The sequence below is a fragment of the Ornithinimicrobium panacihumi genome (assembly GCF_052073805.1).
GTDB classification, from domain to species: Bacteria; Actinomycetota; Actinomycetes; order Actinomycetales; family Dermatophilaceae; genus Ornithinicoccus; species Ornithinicoccus panacihumi.
On the sequence record NZ_JBQGWG010000008.1, the window covers coordinates 37,700 to 52,999 of the forward strand.

The following is a 15,300-nucleotide window of genomic DNA, read 5'->3' on the forward strand; positions in this document are numbered from 1 at the left end:
CGTCAGTTGCCGGGAACCTTGAGGACCTGTCCGGGGTAGATCAGGTCGGGGTTGTCCAGGTTGTTGAGCTTGGCCATCTCGCGCCAGTCGACACCCTGCTTCGCGGCGATGCCCGAGAGGGTGTCGCCGGACTTCACGGTCACGGTGCGGCGGGCGGAGCCGCCGCCGCCCTTGGGCAGCTTGAGGACCTGGCCGGCCCGGATGAGGTCGGGGTTGTCCAGGTCGTTGAGCTTGGCCATCTCGCGCCAGTCCACGCCGTGCTGGGCGGCGATGCCCGAGAGGGTGTCGCCGGACTTCACGGTGACGGTGCGGTGGTCGTCGGCCTTCTTCTCCGCCTTCTCGACCTTCTTCTCGGCCTTCTCGGCCTTCTCTGCCTGCTTCTTCTCCGCCTTGGCGCGGTCCTCGCGCTCCTTCTCCTCGGCGGCGGCCTTCTTCTCCGCCGCCTCCTTCTCGAGCTCGGCCTTCTTCTCGGCGGCCTCCTGGTCGAGCTTGGCCTGCTTCTCTGCGGCGTCGCGCTCGGCCTCCGCCTTCTTCTCGGCAGCCTCTCGCCTGGCCTCCTCGGCCTCGGCCCGGGCCTTGGCCGCGTCGTCGGCCGTCGTGCTGTCGGCCGGGTCGCCGGCCTTGCGGGCAGCCTCCTGCGCCTTGCGCTCGGCCTCGTCGGCCTTGGCCCTGGCGTCCGCGGCGATCTTGTCGGCCTTGGCGCGAGCCTCGGCAGCCTCCTTCTCAGCCTTGGCCTTGACCTCTGCGGCCTCCTTGGCCGCCTTCTGGGCGCGCTCCTGGTCCGAGGTGGTCAGCGCGTCCTTGACCTTGTCGAAGAAACCCATCGACTCAACACTCCTTCTGGCCGGTGGCGGCGGGGTCGATCCGACCCACGGTCGTTCCGCTGCGGTCCTCGCGACCACGGTAACCACAACCCCAGGGGTCGGCCACCCGAGATCCGGTGGCGCGCACCGAGGGTGCCCTCCCACTTCCCCTCCCCGTCCAACGCCTTGCCCGGACGCTCGCAGGCACCCGCGCAGTGCTAGCGTCGGGGTATCGGCCTGCGCCGTCCGAAACGACACGTCGGCCGTCCCGCCTGCCCGTCCCACCGAAGGGAAAACCTGTCGTGAACGCTCCCGTCAAGGTCGCTGTCACCGGCGCCGCCGGCCAGATCGGCTACAGCCTGCTCTTCCGGATCGCCTCCGGAGCGATGCTGGGCAAGGACACCCCCATCGAGCTGCGGCTCCTGGAGATCACCCCCGCGCTGAAGGCCCTTGAGGGCGTGGTGATGGAGCTGGACGACTGCGCCTTCCCCACCCTGGCCAAGGTCGAGATCGGCGACGACCCCAACGTGATGTTCGACGGCGCCAACGTCGCGCTGCTCGTCGGTGCCCGCCCCCGCAGCAAGGGTATGGAGCGTGGTGACCTCCTCGAGGCCAACGGCGCCATCTTCACCGCCCAGGGCCGTGCCCTGAACGACCACGCCGCCGACGACGTGCGCATCACCGTCACCGGCAACCCGGCCAACACCAACGCGCTGATCGCGATGAACAACGCCCCGGACATCCCGACCGAGCGCTTCTCCGCCCTGACCCGGCTGGACCACAACCGGGCCATCGCCCAGCTGTCCGCGAAGGTCGGCGCACCGGTCACCGACATCACCCACATGACCATCTGGGGCAACCACTCGGCCACGCAGTATCCCGACCTGTTCCACGCCAAGGTGGGTGGCCGTTCCGCGGCCGAGGTCGTCGGCGACCAGGAGTGGCTGGAGAACACCTTCATCCCCACCGTCGCCAAGCGCGGCGCCGCCATCATCGAGGCGCGCGGCTCCTCCTCGGCGGCCTCGGCGGCCTCGGCCACCATCGATCACACGCGCGACTGGCTGCTCGGCACCCCCGAGGGTGACTGGACCTCCATGGCCGTGCGCTCCGACGGCTCCTACGGCGTCCCGGAGGGCCTGATCAGCTCCTTCCCCGTCACCACCAAGGGCGGCGACTGGGAGATCGTCCAGGGCCTGGACATCGACGACTTCTCGCGCGGCAAGATCGACGCCTCCGTCGCCGAGCTCGACGAGGAGCGCCAGGCGGTCACCGACCTGGGCCTCATCGACTGACGACACGCGGGAAGGCCCGCGGTCTCTCCACCGGGAGAGGCCGCGGGCCTTTCACGTCGGTCGTCAGTCGTCTGTCGCGGTCGTCAGTCGAGCCGGAGCAGCCCTGCCAGGACCGCCACCGACGCACCGAGCGCGGCGAGGGTCAGCACGTCGAGCACCCGCGTGCGGACGGCCAGTCCACCCACGCGGTGTGCCGGGAGCACGGCCCGGAGCAGGGCCAGGACCCCGAGGGTGACGCCCACGGCATACCCGAAGGCGCGGACGTTGCTGGTGACGAGCAGGACCGCGGCGACGACGAGGCCGACCACGCCGAGCCACCACAGCCCCAGAGGCTGTCGAACCGCCCCGCGCCCCTGCGACTCCGGTGCCACCCCGTGACGCTCAGCCCCGGTCGGCCGGGGCCAGGCCGGCGGCGCGCCCGGCGGCCTCGACGACGTTCGACAGGAGCATCGCCCTCGTCATCGGCCCGACCCCGCCCGGGTTGGGGGTGAGCCAGCCGGCCACCTCGGCCACGTCCGGGTGGACGTCCCCGGCGATCTTGCCGTCACGGCGGGCGACACCCACATCGAGCACGGCCGCGCCGGGCTTGACCATGTCGGCGGTGATCAGGTCCGGCACGCCTGCCGCGGCCACGACGATGTCGGCCTGGCGCGTGTGGGCGGCCAGGTCCTTGGTGCCCGTGTGGCACAGGGTGACCGTGGCGTTCTCGCTGCGGCGCGTCAGGATCAGCCCCAGCGGGCGGCCGACGGTGAGCCCACGGCCCACGACCACGACCTCGGCGCCGTTGATCGGCACGTCGTAGCGACGCAGCAGCTCCACCGCGCCCACCGGGGTGCACGGCAGCGGGGCTGCCTCCCCCATCACCAGGCAGCCCAGGTTGTGGGGGTGGAGGCCGTCGACGTCCTTGACCGGATCGACGCGCGAGAGGATCGCGAACTCGTCGAGGCCGGTCGGCTGCTGCACGAGGAAGGCGGTGCAGGCAGGGTCGGCGTTGAGCTCGTCGACGACCGCGAGCACGTCCTCCAACGAGGAGTCGGCCGGCAGGTCGCGCCGGATGCTGGCGATCCCGATCTCCGCGCAGTCCTTGTGCTTGGCACCGACGTACCACGAGCTCGCCGGGTCCTCGCCGACCAGCACGGTCCCCAGCCCAGGCACGACGCCGTGCTCCTTGAGGACCGCGAGCCGCGCCCGCAGCTCGTCCTTGATCGTGGCCAGGACGGCCTTGCCGTCCAGGATGGTCGCGCTCATGCCTGCTCTCCTCGCGGCTCGTCGGGGTTGGCGAACGAGACCTCCACCATGAGTTCGTCGGCCAGCGCCTCCAGGGCTGCGCGCACCGATTCCGGATCACCCTCGCCGCCGGCCCGCAGCACCGCACCGGCCTCGAACAGCTCCCCGCCCGTCATGGGTGCCGGCGAGGTGCGGGTGGTCAGCTCCTCGATGCTCACCCCCTGCGCGGCGAGCACGGCGCTGATCTCCTTGACGATGCCCGGGCGGTCGTTGCCGACCAGCTCCAGGGCGAAGGTCTCGCCCTGGTCCTGGGGCGGCTCCCCCGTCTCCGCAGCCCGGTGGACGGAGGTCTCCAGAGCTCCCTCCAGCCCGGTCAGGGCCGCGGAGAAGGCCTCCACCTGCGCCTCGGGCAGGTCCACGGTCACGATGCCGGCGAACTTGCCGGCGAGCTCGGCCAGCTGGCTGCGCCCCCAGCTGCCCTCGTGGTCCGCGACGACGGCGGCCAGCTCGCTGACGAGCCCCGGACGGTCGTCGCCGATGACGGTGATGACGAGAGTGGTCATGTCACTGACTCTAGCGTCGGCTCAGTGGGCGAAGTGCCGGGTGCCGGTGAAGTAGAGGGTCACGCCCGCCGCCTGCGCCGCCGCGACGACTTCCTCGTCCCGGATCGATCCGCCAGGAGCCACGACGGCACGCACGCCCGCGTCCAGCAGCACCTGGAGACCGTCGGCGAAGGGGAAGAAGGCGTCCGAGGCCGCCACCGACCCGGCCGCCCGCTCCCCCGCCCGGTTCACCGCGAGGTGGCAGGAGTCCACCCGGTTGACCTGCCCCATACCGATCCCGACGCTGGCGCCGTCGTGCGCGAGCAGGATCGCGTTGGACTTGGTCGCCCGCACCGCACGCCAGGCGAACTGCAGGTCGGCCAGGGTCGCCTCGTCCGCGGCCTCGCCCGCGACCAGGCGCCAGCGGGAGGCGTCGTCGCCGCCGTCCTTGAGCTCGGCGTCGATCGCGTCGACCGACTGCATGAGCATCCCGCCGGAGATGGCGCGCGTCTCGATGCCGCCGCGGTCCGGCGTGGCGACCTTGAGCAGACGCAGGTTCTTCTTGGCCCGCAGCACCTCGAGCGCGTCGGCGTCGAAGTCCGGGGCGAGCACGACCTCGGTGAAGATGTCCTTGACGCGCTCGGCCATGGCGAGGCTCACGGGACGGTTGGTGGCGATGATGCCGCCGAAGGCCGACACCGGGTCGCACTCGTGCGCCTTGCGGTGGGCCTCGGCGATATCGGCGCCGACCGCGATCCCACACGGGTTGGCGTGCTTGATGACGGCCACGGTCGGCTGGTCCCCGTGGTCGTGGGCGGCGCGCAGGGCCGCGTCGGCGTCCACGTAGTTGTTGAAGGACATCTCCTTGCCGCCGAGCTGCTCGGCCTGCGCCAGGCCGGGTGTGGGCTGGAAGCCGTTGGTGTAGAGCGCGGCGCGCTGGTGGGGGTTCTCGCCGTAGCGCAGCACGGCCTTCTTCTCCCACGTCGCGCCCGCCCAGGCCGGGAAGCCGCTGCCCTCGCTGGTGTCGGTGAGGACGTTGCCCATCCAGGAGGCCACGTGCACGTCGTAGGTGGCGGTGTGGACGAAGGCCTGCGCCGCCAGCCGCTGCCTCTGGGCGAGGCTGAAGCCTCCGGCGCGGACCGCCTCCAGGACCTCCGGGTATGCGGTGGGGCTGGTGACCACGGCCACGCTGCGGTGGTTCTTCGCGGAGGCACGCACCATGCTGGGGCCCCCGATGTCGATCTGCTCGACGCAGTCGTCGGGGCCCGCGCCGGAGGCGACGGTCTGGGTGAAGGGGTAGAGATTGCACACCACCAGGTCGAAGCCCTCGACGCCGAGCTCCTCGAGCTGACGGACGTGCTCGGGGTTGGTGGTGTCGGCCAGCAGGCCGGCGTGCACGCGCGGGTGGAGGGTCTTGACTCGACCGTCCAGGCACTCGGGGAAGCCGGTCAGCTCCTCGACCCTCGTGACCGGGATGCCGAGGCCCTCGACGAGGGCCGCCGACCCACCGGTGGACACGATCGCCACGCCGGCCTCGTGCAGGCCGCGGACGAGCTCCTCCAGGCCGGTCTTGTCGTAGACGGAGACGAGGGCGCGCCTGATCGGACGCTGCTCACCGGTCGGCTGGGTGGACGTGCTGGGGCTGGTCACGTGGACGCTCCTGGGGACGTGGTCGAACGGGACGGCGGGGTCGTCGCTGGGACGGCTCCGGTGCGGGCACCCAGGCGGTCGATACCCACGCGTGTCACTCCCCGGTGGTGTCCCACCTGCGCCAGTCGTGTGAGCCCAGTCTAGCCACCCTGCGGCGAGGTACCGTCGTCCCGTGACGACCGACCACGAGCGGCGATGGGACCGGCTCGCCCCACGCTACGACGAGCTCTCGGCTGGCCTCGAACGTCGCTTCCTGGCCAGCAGCCGCCCCTGGGTGGGTGCCCGGGCGCACGGGCGGGTCCTCGAGGTCGGGATCGGCACCGGAGCCAACCTGGCGCACTACCGTGCGGGCACCCAGGTGGTCGGAATCGAGCGCAGCCCGGCCATGCTGGAGCAGGCCGGGAGGCAGGCGCTGGCGGTGGGCCGCGAGGTCGACCTGCGCCAGGGGGACGCCGGCGCCCTCGACCTGCCCGACGCGAGCTTCGACACCGTGGTGAGCACCTTCGTCCTGTGCTGCGTCCCGGACGAGGGGGCTGCGCTGGCCGAGATGGTGCGCGTCCTGCGCCCCGGCGGGTCGTTGCTCCTGGCGGACCACGTGGCCTCGGACCGATGGTGGGTGCGCGCGGGGCAGGCGATGCTGGACCTGGTGACCGTGCCCAGTGGCGGAGAGCACTTCCGGCGTCGCCCGCTGATCGTCGTGGAGCAGCTGGGTCTGGAGGTCGCGGAGACGGTCAGGACGACGCTGGGGGTGATGGAGCGGGTGCACGCCCGTCGTCCGTCGTCGGGCTGAGACCGCGTCGCAGCCTGCGGAGGACGCCGGGGAGCTGCTCCACGAGCATCTCCCGCTCGGCGACCTTGATCCGCTCGTGCAGGCTCTCCTCGTCGTCCCCCTCGAGGACGTCGACGGCGCGCTGGGCGAGGATCGGGCCGGTGTCGACGTCGGCGTCGACCTGGTGCAGGGTGCAGCCGGTGACCTTGACCCCGTGCGCGAGCGCGTCCCGGACCCCGTGGGCCCCGGGGAAGCTGGGCAGGAGCGCGGGGTGGGTGTTGATCACCGCGTGCTCGGCCAGGACCGTCGGGCCGAGGATCTTCATGAAGCCCGCGGACAGCACCACGTCCGGGCGGTGCGCGCCGATGGCGGAGGCCAGTGCCCGGTCCCACGCGGCGCGGTCGGGGTGCGCCCCGACCGGCACGACGAAGGTGGGCACCCCGCGGGTCTCGGCCCGCTCCAGCCCGGCGATGCCCTCCCGGTCGGCGCCGACCGCGACGACCTGGACGCCATAGCCCGGATCGGCCGCAGCGTCGAGGACGGCCTGGAGGAGGGTCCCCGAGCCGGAGACGAGGGCGACGACGCGTAGGGGCGCGGGCACGGGCGCGGTCGCCCTGGCGTCCCTGGCCTCGGCCTCGAGGCCCGTGCCCACCGGGAGGTCGGCGCTCACCGGGAGGATCCGCGGAGCCTGCGGGGCATGGCCCGCGCGTGGTGCAGGACGGTCACCGTCACCACGGCCGCGACGCCGACCTCGAGCGCGAGCAGGCCGGCCAGCAGCCAGGGGACGAGCCCGACCGTCCCCAGCAGCCCCGGGGTCAGTCCGCCGGTGGCGAGCCAGCCCAGCAGCAGCGCCATGATGCCGAGGGTGGCGGCGGCGGTCAGCGCGATCTTGGTCTTGCTCCACCAGCTCGCCAACCGCGAGGAGGCCCGCATGGCGCGGACCCCGATCCAGATCCCCGCCAGCACCGGCACGACGACGGCGAGCCAGAGACCCTCCGGCAACGCGCCGGGCTCCGGGAGCGCGCCGAGGGCGGGCAGCAGCGGGAGGTCGCCGGCCGTCGAGCCGGTCCAGGTCACCTCGACGGTGCCGACCTGCAGCCCGGCACCGGTCATCCAGGACAGGGCCCAGACCATGAAGTTGGGCAGGGCGAGCAGCTGGGCGAGGGTGAGCACCGAGGCGCCGACGATGCCGGCGTCGAGGGCGTCGTAGAGCTCCAGCACGCGGTCGCCCCGCAGCAGGAGCAGCACCAGCACGGCGAGGAAGGATGCCAGCATCAACCCCGTCATGGTCTGCACGGCGGCAGGGACGCCGCGGCGGACCATGGCCGGCGTGTGCGCCTCCATCCAGCGCAGGGCCGCGTCGACGCCGGGATGCTCGTCGCGGCGGTGCTCGCCCCACCAGACCAGGACGACGGCCACGAGCGGCACGAGCAGCGCACCCGGCACCAGGCTCGGCAGCCAGACCGGGGCGATCCCGAAGCTGGCGGTGTGCGCCAGGAGCAGGCCGGCGAGGAGGTAGCCCAGCACGAAGGCGGTGGCCTCCTGCCCTCCCAGCGCGTGCCAGGCCGAGCGCCAGCCGCCGATCCGGGGGACGCGGGCCATGAGGTGCTCCCGGTTGAAGACGACCTGACGTGCGGCATACCAGCAGATCCCGACCATGACGGCGGTCAGCAGGAGCGGCGCGAAGATGACATCGGCGCCAGGGGCGCGGACCTCGGCCCGGTGAGCCAACGCCCAGAGGTCGATGGAGACGCCCATCGTCTGCCAGAAGGTCGAGGTGCTGCGCTCCTCGGCGGCCCAGCTGCCCAGGGTCGGGACGGCCACGGCGAGGATGCCCAGGACCACGCAGACGGCGCCCGCCAGGGCAGCCATCAGCAGCTCCGCGATGCGACCCAGGGTGAGCGCGCCGGGATTGGTCAGCCCGCCCTCGGCCGGATCGCGGTCCGTGGGGGCGTCGGGTGAGTGCAGCACAGTCATGTCCCGTCCATGCTCGCCCCGGGTCGGCGCCCTGGGCCGGAGGCGCGCCGTGGAGCTCGGTCTCCCTCGCCCGCGGGTCGACGGGGCTGCGCTCGAGGACACCGAGGTCGGGACGGAACGGCGACGGGCCGCCCCCGGTCGGGGACGGCCCGTCGCGCGGGATTGCCGGGTGTCAGCCGAGGCCGGCGATGATCTCGCGCATCAGCTCGGCCGTCTCGGACGGCGTCTTGCCGACCTTGACGCCAGCGGCCTCAAGAGCTTCCTTCTTGGCCTGGGCGGTGCCCGAGGAGCCCGACACGATGGCGCCGGCGTGGCCCATGGTCTTGCCCTCGGGGGCGGTGAAGCCGGCGACGTAGCCGACGACTGGCTTGGTGACGTTCTCCTGGATGTAGGCCGCGGCCCGCTCCTCGGCGTCGCCACCGATCTCGCCGATCATCACGATCGCGTCGGTGTCGGGGTCGTCCTGGAAGGCCTGGAGGCAGTCGATGTGCGTCGTGCCGATGATCGGGTCACCGCCGATGCCGACGGCCGTCGAGAAGCCGATCTCGCGCAGCTCGTACATCATCTGGTAGGTCAGCGTGCCCGACTTGGACACCAGGCCGATGCGGCCGCCACCGGCGATGTCCGCCGGGATGATGCCCGCGTTGGACTGGCCGGGGCTGATGACGCCCGGGCAGTTGGGCCCCACGATGCGGGTGCCGCCGTTGTCGCGGGCGTAGGCGTAGAACTCCGCCGTGTCCTGCACCGGGACGCCCTCGGTGATCACGATGGCCAGCGGCATGCCCGCGTCGACGGCCTCGACGACCGCGTCCTTGGTGAAGGCCGGCGGCACGAAGAGCACGGAGACGTTGGCGCCGGTGGCCTCCATGGCCTCCTTGACCGAGCCGAAGACGGGCACCTGCACACCGTCCTCGAAGTCGACGCTGGTGCCGGCCTTGCGCGGGTTGACGCCACCGACGATGGCGGTGCCGGAGCGCAGCATCCGCTGGGTGTGCTTCATACCCTCGGAGCCGGTCATGCCCTGGACGATGACCTTGGAGTCGTTGTTGAGGAAGATCGCCATGATGGTCTCTTGGATTCCTTAGCTGGGTCTGTCGGGGAGGTCAGTTGGCGGCGGCCAGCTCGGCGGCCTTGCGGGCGGCGCCGTCCATGGTCTCCTCGACGGTGACCAGCGGGTGGTTGGCGTCGGCGAGGATGCGGCGGCCCTCCTCCACGTTGTTGCCGTCGAGGCGGACGACGAGGGGCTTGGTGGCCTGGTCCCCGAGGATCTCCAGGGCCGAGACGATGCCGTTGGCGACCGCGTCGCAGGCGGTGATGCCACCGAAGACGTTCACGAAGACCGCCTTGACCTGCTCGTCGTTGAGGATGACGTCCAGACCGTTGGCCATCACCTCGGCGGAGGCGCCACCACCGATGTCGAGGAAGTTCGCCGGCGACGCCTTCCCACCGGTGTGGTCCTCGCCGGCGTAGGCGACGACGTCCAGGGTCGACATGACCAGGCCGGCGCCGTTGCCGATGATGCCGACGTTGCCGTCGAGCTTGACGTAGTTGAGGTCCATCGCCTTGGCCTTGGCCTCCAGCGGGTCGGCCGACGCCTTGTCCTCCAGCTCGGCGTGGGCCGGGTGCCGGAAGTCGGCGTTGGCGTCCAGGGAGACCTTGCCGTCCAGCGCGATGATGGCGCCGTCCTCGGTCTTGACCAGCGGGTTGACCTCGACCAGGGTCGCGTCCTCGCCCTTGTAGACGTCCCACAGGGAGACCAGCACGGGGGCGATCGCGGTGACCTCGTCGGCGTCGAAGCCGGCCTGCTCGAGGATGTCGCGGGCCTTGGCGTCGTCGATGCCGGTGTTGGCGTCGACGTCGACCTTGGCCAGCGCCTCGGGGCGCTCCTCGGCGAGGGTCTCGATGTCCATGCCACCCTCCTTGCTGCACATGGCCAGCAGCGAGCGGTTGGCGCGGTCCAGGAGCAGCGAGAAGTAGTACTCCTCCGCGATCTTGGCGCCCTGCGCGATCATCACGGCGCCCACGGTGTGGCCCTTGATGTCCATGCCGAGGATCTGCCCGGCGGCCTCGACGGCCTCCTCCGGCGACTTCGCCAGCTTGACGCCGCCGGCCTTGCCACGGCCACCGACCTTGACCTGGGCCTTGACGACCACGACGCCTCCGCTGGCGGCGCCGATGCGCTCGGCCGCGGGACCGGCGTCGGCGGCCTCGGTCACGACCTCGGCCGGCAGGACCGGGACTCCGTGCGCCTCGAAGAGGTCACGTGCTTGGTACTCGAACAGATCCACAGGTCAGCTTCCCATCGTGAGTGGTGGTGTGGTGCGGAGTCCCGACGTGGTGGGCCGGAAGCACAGCCGCCGGAGCATGTTTCGCACATTATCGCAGGGGTGGTCGACGCCCGTGGCCCGGGGCGCAGGGGCTCAGAGCTTGACCAGGGGCGCCACCCGGACGAGCAGGCGCTTGACGCCGGTCTCCCCGCCGAAGTCGACGTGGGCCATCGTGTGCTTGCCGGTGCCCTCGACCCGCACCACCGTGCCCAGGCCGAAGGTGTCGTGACTGACCCGGTCTCCGGCGGCCAAGGACTCCAGCGCGAGGGACTCCTCCTCGCTGCGGGCCTTCCTGGGCGCGCTGCCCCGTGGGTTGAGGCGCACCGCCTCGGGGCGCTCGCCGAAGCCGCCGCCCCGACCACCGGAGGATCCGCGGCGAGCTGCATACCCTCCCCCGGACCAGCCGAAGCCCTCGGACGCCGAGCGGCGTCCGCCGAAGGTGCTGCGGTCGGCGTCGGTGCGCTCCCAGGTGACGAGATCCTCCGGGATCTCGTCCAGGAAGCGGGAGGCGGGGAAGAACTGGGGCGCACCGAACGAGGCCCGGCTGCCGGCGCGCGAGAGGTGCAGCTCCTCGCGGGCCCGGGTGATGCCGACATAGGCCAGCCGGCGCTCCTCCTCCAGCTCGTCCGGGTCGTCCAGGCTGCGCTGGTGCGGGAAGGTCCCGTCCTCCAGACCGGTGAGGAAGACGACCGGAAACTCCAGGCCCTTGGCCGTGTGGAGGGTCATCAGCGTCACGACCCCCTTGTCCTCGCCGTCGGAGTCCTCCGGGATCTCGTCGGCGTCGGCCACCAGGGAGACCTGCTCGAGGAAGTCGACCAGCCCCCCCTCGGGGTAGTTCTCGTCGAACTCGCGGGCCACGGAGACGAGCTCGGCGAGGTTCTCCACCCGGGTCTCGTCCTGGGGATCGGTGCTGGCCCGGAGCTCGGCGAGATAGCCGGTCCGCTCCAGGATCGCCTCGGTCAGGTCTCCCACCCCGGTTGCGGGGTCGGCGGCGAGCGCCCCCAGCTCCTCCAGCAGCCTGGTGAAGCCCTGGATCGCGGCGACCGAGCGGGTGGCGATCGCCGGAGCGTCCTGGGCGCGGCCCAGCGCGGCCACGAACGGGATGCGCTCACGCTCGGCCAGGACCTGGACGGCGCCGACGGCCCGGTCGCCGATCCCGCGCTTGGGGGTGTTGAGGATCCGACGCAGGTTGATGTCGTCGGCCGGGTTGGCCAGCACGCGTAGGTAGGCCAGCGCGTCCTTGATCTCACGCCGCTCGTAGAAACGGGTGCCGCCGACGATCTTGTAGGGCAGCCCGGTGCGGACCAGCACCTCCTCCAGCGCCCTCGACTGGGCGTTGGTGCGGTAGAAGACCGCCACGTCGCCGGGGCGCACCCCGCGCTGGTCGGCGAGCTCGTCGATGCGACGGGCCACGAAGGACGCCTCGTCGTGCTCGCTGTCGGCGACGTAGCCGACGATCTTGTGCCCCTCGCCGGCCTCGGTCCACAGCCGCTTCTCCCGGCGCCTGGGGTTGCGGGCGATCACGGCGTTGGCGGCCGTGAGGATGGTGGAGGTCGAGCGGTAGTTCTGCTCCAGCAGGATCGTCCGGGCCTGCGGATAGTCCTCCTCGAACTCGACGATGTTGCGGATCGTCGCGCCGCGGAAGGCGTAGATCGACTGGTCCGCGTCACCGACGACGCACAGCTCGGCCGGGGGCAGGGGGCGGCTGCCGCCGTCGACGATGTCGCCGACGTGGCCCACCAGCTCCTTGACCAGGACGTACTGCGCGTGGTTGGTGTCCTGGTACTCGTCGACCATGACGTGCCGGAAGCGGCGGCGGTAGTGCTCGCGGACGTCGGGGAAGGCCTGCAGCAGGTGGACTGTGGTGCTGATGATGTCGTCGAAGTCGAGCGCGTTGGCCGCCCGCAGCCGACGCTGGTAGAGCGTGTAGGCCTCGGCGACCTTCTGCTCGTAGGCGTTGTTGCCCACGCCGGCGGCGAAGGCCTCCTCGTCGAGGAGCTCGTTCTTGGCGTTGGACACCTTGGCCAGGAAGGCACGTGCGGGATAGCGCTTGGGGTCCAGGTCGAGGTCCCGGATGACCATCCCCATGAGCCGCTGGCTGTCGGCGGCGTCGTAGATGGAGAACGACGACTTCAGCCCGGCGGTCCGGGCCTCCCGCCGCAGGATCCGCACGCAGGCCGAGTGGAAGGTGGAGACCCACATCGCCTTGGCCCGGGGGCCCACGAGGGCCTCCACCCGCTCCCGCATCTCGGCCGCGGCCTTGTTGGTGAAGGTGATGGCCAGGATCTGCCCAGGGTGGACGTGGCGCTCGGCGAGCAGGTAGGCGATCCGGTGAGTCAGCACCCTCGTCTTGCCCGACCCCGCCCCGGCGACGATGAGCAGGGGCGCACCCTCGTGGGTCACGGCCTCGCGCTGCGGCTCGTTGAGGCCGGCGAGCAGCTCGGCGACGGTCCGCCCGTCGGCGACCCGTGGCCCGTGCCCGGCGGGGCCGCTACCGCGAGCCCCGTCGGGGGTCTCGCCGTCCACCGTCCACGCAGGGACCCCGCGGTCGTCCACCGCGTGCGCGTCGGAGTGCCCGCTGGCCGCCGCGGGCGACAGGGACGGGAGCGGGAGGTCGAAGCTGAGGTGGTCGAAGAGGCTGCTCATGCTGGCCCCATCGTAGGCCCGCGCACCGACACCCTTGCCCACGATCCACAGCCACGCCCCCTTACGCTGGTCCGGTGATCACCGGGACGATGCTGCCGTGGGCGACCGCCACGGGCACAGCCAACGACTACCTCGACCCCTGGACCCTGACGATCCTGGTCGGTGGGATGGTAATCGCCCTCGTGGCGCTGATCGCCGGGCTCAACGGCCGCCCCCCAGGACGCATCACCGTGGGCCTGATTGTCCTCCTCGAGGCTGCGGTCCTCGCCTACGCCGCGCTCTACCTGTTCCGCCAGGTGGGCGGGTCGCACCCGATCGGCCCCGCCTGGGAGCTGTGGTCCTACCTGATCACGATCATGCTCCTGCCCGTTCTCGCGCTCATCTGGTCCCGTGAGGAGCCGACGCGGTGGAGCACCTTCGTGCTGGCCGTGGCCGCCTTCACCACGGCCGTGATGGCGGCCCGCTGCGCCCAGATCTGGCACGGGGTGGGGATGCTTCCGTGAGGCGCCCCGCGGCGGATCCCGGGGACCGCCGTCACGGCCCGGGCCGGGTCATCCTCCTCGTCTACCTGATCTTCGTCATCGGCACGGTCTCCCGTTCGGCCGCGCAGATCTCCACCCGGTTCGACGTGGCGCCCCTCGCCTACTGCCTCTCGGCCTTCGCAGCGGTCGTGTATGTGGTCGCCCTCGTCTCCCTCTCCCTCGCCGGGCGGCGGGCCTGGTGGGTCAGCGTGGTCGCGCTGTCCATCGAGCTGGCCGGGGTCCTGGCCATCGGCGTGTGGAGCTATCTGCGGCCGGACATGTTCCCCGACGCGACGGTCTGGAGCCACTTCGGCCGCGGCTATCTCTACATCCCGCTCGCCCTGCCGATCTGGGGACTGTGGTGGCTGCTGTCGGAGCGCGGCTCCCGGGCGAAAGGGCGGACCGGGGAGCAGGTCCGCACCCCGGAGGCCCGGTGACCACTGCGGACGAGGTGGAGGACCGGCAGCCGAGGCTGCGGCGCTTCGGCCCGCGCGACGCCATCGTCTCGGTCCTCGGCCTGGGCCTGGTCGTGGTGCTCATCGCCTGGGGCCTCCCGACGATCCTGGACACCTCCTGGTCGGCGATCTGGGCTCAGCTCTCCCGCGTCCGTGCCGGCACGGCGCTGGCGATGGCCGCGCTCCTGCTGGCCGGGCTGCTCTGCTACACCCTCGTGCTGATGGGAGCCCTGCCAGGACTGGGCCGGTTCCAGGCGCTGCGGACCAACGCGATCACCTCCATGGTGGGCAGCACCATGCCGTTGGGGGCCGCCGTCTCGATCGGCCTGACCTGGATGATCTGGCGGACCTGGGGTTTCTCCAAGCGGGCCATCTCCAGCGCCATCCTGGTCACGTCGGTGTCGAACCTGCTCGCGCGGGTGGCCCTGCCCGTGGTGGGCTGCCTGGTGCTCGTGGTCGCCCCGATCGAGGCGCCGCAGGTGGTCGTCAACGGCGCGATGATCGCCGGGGCGTTGGGCACGGCCCTGGTCCTGGTCTGCTCGCTCGTCATCCTCTCCGACCGGGTCGCGTCCTGGGTGACCGCCGTCCTCCGCACCGTCCTCTCCCCGGTAAGCCGGAAGATCCGGGAGGGGCGGGGGGTGGACCGGCTGATCACCGACCAGAGGTCGAGGATCGCCGACGTCGTGGGAGGTGGCTGGCTGCTGATCACCCTCGGGATGGTCGGCCAGTTCGCGTTCCTCTTCGGCCTCTACTGGTTGGCGGCCCGGGTGGTGAGCCTGGACCTGCCCCTCGCCGAGCTCCTGTGCGCCTACTCCTTCCGTCAGCTGCTGACGATCTTCGCGATCACGCCGGGAGGTCTCGGGGTCACCGAGGTCGGCACGGCGGGTCTGCTCGTGCTCTTCGGGGGCGATGCGGGAGCGGCCTCGGCGACGGCGCTGCTCTACGCGATCTACGCCCACGCCCTGGTGGTGCCTTTCGGCGTCGCCTCGCTCGGGGCCTGGTGGCTGGGTCCCGGGCGGGCCGCGGCAGCCACCGGGAGCCTGTCCGGCTGGGCGGGCGAGGCCGGCGACGGCTCTCCCACGCCCGGCTGA

At 71.9% G+C, this 15,300-nt stretch carries 15 protein-coding genes and 1 riboswitch; of the genes, 5 read left to right on the forward strand and 10 right to left on the reverse strand.

Features of this window, described 5'->3' with window-relative positions; translation table 11 throughout:
- Nucleotides 1–2 precede the first annotated feature (2 nt).
- A complete protein-coding gene (locus ACTMMA_RS09310) occupies nt 3–824 on the reverse strand; it encodes a LysM peptidoglycan-binding domain-containing protein (protein WP_441189850.1) in 822 nt (273 codons plus the stop codon).
- A 281-nt stretch (nt 825–1,105) separates the two neighbouring features.
- On the opposite strand from ACTMMA_RS09310, the gene ACTMMA_RS09315 reads away from it, so the two are divergent.
- Nucleotides 1,106–2,095, forward strand: coding sequence for a malate dehydrogenase (locus ACTMMA_RS09315; RefSeq protein ID WP_441189851.1), 990 nt, complete (start codon nt 1,106–1,108; stop codon nt 2,093–2,095).
- A gap of 83 nt (nt 2,096–2,178) precedes the next feature.
- Here ACTMMA_RS09315 and ACTMMA_RS09320 read toward each other — a convergent pair whose 3' ends face one another.
- Genes ACTMMA_RS09320 through purH form a run of 4 tightly spaced genes read right to left on the reverse strand, consistent with a single transcriptional unit; the run spans nt 2,179 to nt 5,514 of the window.
- The gene (locus ACTMMA_RS09320; RefSeq protein WP_441189852.1) at nt 2,179–2,466 is read right to left on the reverse strand and encodes a DUF3017 domain-containing protein; all 288 of its coding nucleotides are present in this window, start codon (nt 2,464–2,466) and stop codon (nt 2,179–2,181) included.
- Nucleotides 2,467–2,476: 10 nt separating this feature from the next.
- Nucleotides 2,477–3,343 (reverse strand): bifunctional methylenetetrahydrofolate dehydrogenase/methenyltetrahydrofolate cyclohydrolase, encoded by an 867-nt coding sequence (locus tag ACTMMA_RS09325; protein ID WP_441189853.1) that lies wholly within the window; start codon nt 3,341–3,343, stop codon nt 2,477–2,479.
- Nucleotides 3,340–3,885, reverse strand: a complete 546-nt coding sequence (locus ACTMMA_RS09330) for a glycine cleavage system transcriptional repressor (RefSeq protein ID WP_441189854.1) — start codon at nt 3,883–3,885, stop codon at nt 3,340–3,342. Before ACTMMA_RS09330 ends, ACTMMA_RS09325 begins: the two co-directional genes overlap by 4 nt.
- A gap of 21 nt (nt 3,886–3,906) precedes the next feature.
- Nucleotides 3,907–5,514 carry a bifunctional phosphoribosylaminoimidazolecarboxamide formyltransferase/IMP cyclohydrolase gene (purH, locus tag ACTMMA_RS09335; RefSeq protein ID WP_441189855.1) on the reverse strand — a complete coding sequence of 536 codons (1,608 nt, stop codon included), beginning with the start codon at nt 5,512–5,514 and terminating at the stop codon, nt 3,907–3,909.
- Between the two features lie 61 nt (nt 5,515–5,575).
- A riboswitch (ZMP/ZTP riboswitch) is annotated at nt 5,576–5,653 on the reverse strand.
- A gap of 33 nt (nt 5,654–5,686) precedes the next feature.
- Between purH and ACTMMA_RS09340 the strand changes: the two genes are divergently transcribed.
- Entirely contained in the window at nt 5,687–6,304 is a 618-nt protein-coding gene (locus ACTMMA_RS09340) for a class I SAM-dependent methyltransferase (RefSeq protein ID WP_441189856.1), read from the forward strand.
- Here the strand turns inward: ACTMMA_RS09340 and purN are convergent.
- The 5 genes from purN to pcrA all read right to left on the reverse strand — a co-directional run bounded on the left by purN (nt 6,246) and on the right by pcrA (nt 13,233).
- On the reverse strand, nt 6,246–6,884 hold the full coding sequence (purN, locus tag ACTMMA_RS09345) for a phosphoribosylglycinamide formyltransferase (RefSeq protein WP_441189947.1): 639 nt from the start codon (nt 6,882–6,884) through the stop codon (nt 6,246–6,248). The two genes, ACTMMA_RS09340 and purN, sit on opposite strands and share 59 nt — an antisense overlap.
- A gap of 65 nt (nt 6,885–6,949) precedes the next feature.
- Nucleotides 6,950–8,260 (reverse strand): cell division protein PerM, encoded by a 1,311-nt coding sequence (locus ACTMMA_RS09350; RefSeq protein ID WP_441189857.1) that lies wholly within the window; start codon nt 8,258–8,260, stop codon nt 6,950–6,952.
- Between the two features lie 172 nt (nt 8,261–8,432).
- Nucleotides 8,433–9,323, reverse strand: coding sequence for a succinate--CoA ligase subunit alpha (gene sucD, locus ACTMMA_RS09355; RefSeq protein ID WP_441189858.1), 891 nt, complete (start codon nt 9,321–9,323; stop codon nt 8,433–8,435).
- Nucleotides 9,324–9,363: 40 nt separating this feature from the next.
- Nucleotides 9,364–10,548, reverse strand: a complete 1,185-nt coding sequence (gene sucC / locus ACTMMA_RS09360; protein WP_441189859.1) for an ADP-forming succinate--CoA ligase subunit beta — start codon at nt 10,546–10,548, stop codon at nt 9,364–9,366.
- A gap of 132 nt (nt 10,549–10,680) precedes the next feature.
- Nucleotides 10,681–13,233: a DNA helicase PcrA gene (gene pcrA, locus ACTMMA_RS09365; RefSeq protein ID WP_441189860.1), complete on the reverse strand. Its 2,553-nt coding sequence runs from the start codon at nt 13,231–13,233 to the stop codon at nt 10,681–10,683.
- 74 nt (nt 13,234–13,307) lie between these two features.
- Between pcrA and ACTMMA_RS09370 the strand changes: the two genes are divergently transcribed.
- The 3 genes from ACTMMA_RS09370 to ACTMMA_RS09380 are packed head-to-tail and all read left to right on the forward strand — an operon-like array spanning nt 13,308 to nt 15,300.
- Nucleotides 13,308–13,736 (forward strand): hypothetical protein, encoded by a 429-nt coding sequence (locus ACTMMA_RS09370; protein ID WP_441189861.1) that lies wholly within the window; start codon nt 13,308–13,310, stop codon nt 13,734–13,736.
- Complete coding sequence (locus ACTMMA_RS09375) at nt 13,733–14,191, forward strand: hypothetical protein (RefSeq protein ID WP_441189862.1); 459 nt, start codon at nt 13,733–13,735, stop codon at nt 14,189–14,191. Before ACTMMA_RS09370 ends, ACTMMA_RS09375 begins: the two co-directional genes overlap by 4 nt.
- Complete coding sequence (locus ACTMMA_RS09380) at nt 14,188–15,300, forward strand: lysylphosphatidylglycerol synthase transmembrane domain-containing protein (RefSeq protein ID WP_441189863.1); 1,113 nt, start codon at nt 14,188–14,190, stop codon at nt 15,298–15,300. The genes ACTMMA_RS09375 and ACTMMA_RS09380 overlap by 4 nt, the downstream gene beginning before the upstream one ends.

Excerpts from the sequence above, each read along its gene's own strand:
- ACTMMA_RS09310 (WP_441189850.1), bottom strand. The coding sequence starts at position 824 with ATGGGTTTCTTCGACAAGGTCAAGGACGCGCTGACCACCTCGGACCAG.
- ACTMMA_RS09325 (WP_441189853.1), bottom strand. The coding sequence starts at position 3,343 with ATGAGCGCGACCATCCTGGACGGCAAGGCCGTCCTGGCCACGATCAAG.
- ACTMMA_RS09330 (WP_441189854.1), bottom strand. The coding sequence starts at position 3,885 with ATGACCACTCTCGTCATCACCGTCATCGGCGACGACCGTCCGGGGCTC.
- ACTMMA_RS09350 (WP_441189857.1), bottom strand. The coding sequence starts at position 8,260 with ATGACTGTGCTGCACTCACCCGACGCCCCCACGGACCGCGATCCGGCC.
- sucD (WP_441189858.1), bottom strand. The coding sequence starts at position 9,323 with ATGGCGATCTTCCTCAACAACGACTCCAAGGTCATCGTCCAGGGCATG.
- pcrA (WP_441189860.1), bottom strand. The coding sequence starts at position 13,233 with ATGAGCAGCCTCTTCGACCACCTCAGCTTCGACCTCCCGCTCCCGTCC.